Genomic DNA, 3739 nt, shown 5'->3' on the forward strand with positions numbered 1-3739 from the left:
GATAAGCCAGTGAATCAATTCCCTGCCTCATATCCGTTTTCCCACAAACAAGGTGAACTTGACCTAAATCGTTTAGTTGAATCATCATAGTACACTACCTTTCCTCCGATAACTATTTTTATTTAGTATACCGGAAGTTGGGGAATTAGGATAGATACGATACCTTGTTATGACGCGCTTACTTTAGAATAGTACGTTATAGATGTTAAAATATTTCTAGAAATTAATTTGACTTTCCTAATCGATTTGTTCACATCTTGTTTTAATCTACTATATATAGGGTACTTGAAAGGCTATCATCGGACAAAATAAGGAAGGCATGATATAATATAAGGTAGATTTCTATGTCATAAAACAAGAAGTGTTTGGACATCATTCATTTGAGAACTCTTTATGTTCAAACGATAGTAAAATAAAATAGGGGATCTAAACCCTTGCTACGAAAGGAAAAAAACTCAATGGCTACTATTCAATGGTTTCCTGGTCACATGTCTAAAGCGCGTCGACAGGTTCAGGAAAATTTAAAATTTGTTGATTTTGTGACGATTTTAGTTGATGCACGCTTACCTCTATCTAGTCAAAATCCTATGTTGACCAAGATTGTTGGTGATAAACCAAAACTCTTGATTTTAAACAAGGCCGACTTGGCTGATCCAGCAATGACCAAGGAATGGCGTCAGTATTTTGAATCACAAGGAATCCAGACGCTAGCTATCAACTCCAAAGAGCAAGTGACTGTAAAAGTTGTAACAGATGCGGCTAAGAAGCTCATGGCTGATAAGATTGCTCGCCAGAAAGAACGTGGGATTCAGATTGAAACCTTGCGTACCATGATTATCGGGATTCCAAACGCTGGTAAATCAACTCTGATGAACCGTTTGGCTGGTAAAAAGATTGCTGTTGTTGGAAACAAGCCAGGGGTCACAAAAGGTCAACAATGGCTTAAAACCAATAAAGATCTGGAAATCTTGGATACACCGGGGATTCTCTGGCCTAAGTTTGAGGATGAAACTGTTGCACTTAAGTTGGCATTGACTGGAGCTATCAAGGATCAGTTGCTTCCTATGGATGAGGTTACCATTTTTGGTATCAATTATTTCAAAGAACATTATCCAGAAAAGCTGGATGAACGCTTCAAACAAATGAAAATTGAAGAAGAAGCGCCTGTGATTATTATGGATATGACCCGCGCCCTCGGTTTCCGTGATGACTATGACCGTTTTTACAGTCTCTTCGTGAAGGAAGTCCGTGATGGAAAACTCGGTAACTATACCTTAGATACATTGGAAGACCTCGATGGCAACGATTAAAGAAATCAAAGAACTCCTTGTGACGGTCAAGGACTTAGATAACCCTCTTTTTTTACAACTCGAACAGGATAGTCGCTCTGGAGTTCAAAAGGAAATCAGCAAGCGTAAAAAAGCCATTCAGGCTGAATTGGATGAGGATTTTCGTTTGGAATCCATGCTTTCCTATGAAAAAGAACTTTACAAGCAAGGATTGACCTTGATAGCAGGTATTGATGAGGTTGGTCGTGGTCCTCTTGCTGGTCCTGTAGTCGCTGCAGCTGTTATTTTACCTAAAAATTGTAAGATTAGAGGCCTCAATGACAGCAAGAAAATTCCTAAAAAGAAACATCTGGAGATTTTCCAAGCCGTTCAAAACCAAGCCTTGTCGATTGGAATTGGTATCATAGATAATCAGGTCATCGACCAAATCAATATCTATGAAGCAACCAAACTAGCTATGGAAGAAGCAATCTCCCAGCTCAGTCCTCAACCTGATCACCTCCTGATAGATGCCATGAAACTGGAATTGCCCATTTCACAAACTGCCATCATCAAAGGTGATGCTAATTCCCTCTCTATCGCAGCAGCTTCTATAGTAGCCAAGGTGACCCGTGATGAATTGATGAAGGAATACGATCAGCGGTTTCCTGGCTATGATTTCGCTACTAATGCAGGATATGGAACAGCTAAACACCTAGAAGGACTCGAAAAACTAGGAGTTACCCCAATTCACCGAACCAGCTTTGAACCTGTTAAATCACTGGTTTTAGGTAAAAAAGAAAGTTAATTGAAAGGAAATACCATGGAGGAACAGTCGGAAATAGTCCGTTCTAAGAAAGAATTCGCCTTTGCATCCAGCACTATCCTATCCCAAGTTGGTCGAGGAATCATTGTCGGCCTCGTCGTTGGAATTATCGTCGGATCCTTTCGTTTCTTAATTGAAAAGGGCTTCCACCTGATACAAGGACTTTATCAAGATCAAGGGCACCTAGTGCGCAATCTTTTTGTACTGGTTTTGTTTTATATACTCATCTGTTGGCTCAGTGCTAAATTAACTCGATCAGAAAAAGATATCAAAGGCTCAGGAATTCCGCAAGTCGAAGCCGAACTGAAAGGCCTCATGTCCCTCAACTGGTGGGGCGTTCTTTGGAAAAAATATGTGCTAGGAATGCTTGCTATTGCCAGCGGCCTTATGCTGGGGCGTGAAGGGCCAAGTATCCAACTGGGAGCAGTTGGTGGTAAAGGAATTGCCAAGTGGCTCAAATCCAGTCCAGTAGAGGAACGTTCCTTAATTGCCAGTGGAGCTGCAGCAGGTTTAGCCGCAGCCTTTAATGCACCAATAGCAGGCCTCCTCTTTGTAGTAGAAGAAGTTTATCACCATTTTTCGCGCTTTTTCTGGGTTTCTACACTAGCAGCCAGCATCGTAGCAAACTTTGTGTCTCTGCTCATGTTCGGTTTGACACCAGTATTGGATATGCCAGATAACATTCCTCTCATGACCCTAGATCAATACTGGATTTATCTTGTGATGGGAATTTTCCTTGGATTTTCCGGTTTTCTCTATGAAAAAGCTGTGCTCGATGTCGGTAGACTTTATGATTGGATTGGTCAAAAAATCCATTTGGATAGAGCTCATTATCCAATTCTGGCCTTCATTCTCATCATACCAGTCGGAATTTTTTTACCCCACGTCCTTGGTGGTGGAAATCAGCTTGTTCTTTCCTTAACTGAGCAAGATTTTAGTTTTCAAGTTCTATTAGCTTACTTTTTAATTCGCTTTATCTGGAGCATGATTAGTTATGGAAGTGGTCTTCCAGGAGGAATTTTCCTACCAATTCTGGCTCTCGGTTCCTTACTTGGTGCCCTAGTTGGTGTTATCTGTGTCAATCTTGGACTTGTCAGTCAAGAGCAATTCCCTATATTTGTCATTCTAGGAATGAGTGGCTATTTTGGAGCAATATCAAAAGCTCCCTTAACTGCCATGATCCTCGTAACTGAGATGGTAGGAGATATTCGCAACCTCATGCCACTTGGTCTTGTCACTCTTGTTTCTTATATTATCATGGATTTGCTCAAGGGTACACCAGTCTATGAAGCCATACTGGAAAAAATGCTTCCAGAAGAAGTATCCAGTGAAGGAGAAGTTACCCTTATCGAAATACCAGTTTCTGATAAGATTGCTGGAAAACAAGTACACGAACTCAACTTACCACACAACGTCCTCATCACTACCCAAGTCCATAATGGAAAGAGCCAAACAGTTAACGGCTCAACCAGAATGTATCTGGGTAATATGATTCACCTGGTTATTCCAAAAAGTGAAATTGGAAAAGTAAAAGATTTGTTGTTGTAGAGTTTGTTTACATAATTTATCTTATGTAAACAGCTGACCTGATTTATTTAGAAAACCGATTCTCAGCAATGAGATCGGTTATTATGGCTTCAAGCCA

The 3739-nt window shown here is 40.5% G+C and carries 3 protein-coding genes; all 3 read left to right on the forward strand.

Annotation, left to right across the window (positions count from 1 at the left end; translation table 11 throughout):
• The first annotated feature begins 458 nt into the window (after positions 1–458).
• From ylqF to HT691_RS10725, 3 genes are read left to right on the forward strand one after another with little or no spacing between them, the layout of a single operon-like run.
• Positions 459–1310, forward strand: a complete 852-nt coding sequence (ylqF, locus tag HT691_RS10715) for a ribosome biogenesis GTPase YlqF (protein ID WP_138700499.1) — start codon at positions 459–461, stop codon at positions 1308–1310.
• Positions 1297–2076 (forward strand): ribonuclease HII, encoded by a 780-nt coding sequence (locus HT691_RS10720; RefSeq protein WP_138700498.1) that lies wholly within the window; start codon positions 1297–1299, stop codon positions 2074–2076. Before ylqF ends, HT691_RS10720 begins: the two co-directional genes overlap by 14 nt.
• 15 nt (positions 2077–2091) lie before the next feature.
• Positions 2092–3642 (forward strand): ClC family H(+)/Cl(-) exchange transporter, encoded by a 1551-nt coding sequence (locus HT691_RS10725; RefSeq protein WP_023934550.1) that lies wholly within the window; start codon positions 2092–2094, stop codon positions 3640–3642.
• Positions 3643–3739 lie beyond the last annotated feature (97 nt).

The sequence above is a fragment of the Streptococcus sp. 477 genome (genome assembly GCF_013277295.1).
GTDB lineage: Bacteria > Bacillota > Bacilli > Lactobacillales > Streptococcaceae > Streptococcus > Streptococcus pseudopneumoniae.